Origin of the sequence: Enterobacter cloacae complex sp. P38RS, from assembly GCF_014930775.1 — a bacterium.
GTDB lineage: Bacteria > Pseudomonadota > Gammaproteobacteria > Enterobacterales > Enterobacteriaceae > Enterobacter > Enterobacter bugandensis.
In genome coordinates, this window is record NZ_JADBRS010000036.1 from 1 (window position 1) to 305 (window position 305).

Sequence of the window (305 nt, forward strand, 5' to 3'; positions counted from 1 at the left end):
GGCGTAGTCGATGGGAAACAGGTTAATATTCCTGTACTTGGTGTTACTGCGAAGGGGGGACGGAGAAGGCTATGTCAGCCGGGCGACGGTTGTCCCGGTTTAAGCGTGTAGGTGTGTGTTCCAGGCAAATCCGGTTCACTTTAACACTGAGGCGTGATGACGAGGCACTACGGTGCTGAAGTGATAAATGCCCTGCTTCCAGGAAAAGCCTCTAAGCATCAGGTAACACGAAATCGTACCCCAAACCGACACAGGTGGTCAGGTAGAGAATACCAAGGCGCTTGAGAGAACTCGGGTGAAGGAAC

1 rRNA gene is annotated in these 305 nt (G+C 52.5%); it reads left to right on the top strand.

The features are described from left to right. A 23S ribosomal RNA gene (locus IM303_RS22135) occupies positions 1-305 on the top strand; the annotation flags it as partial.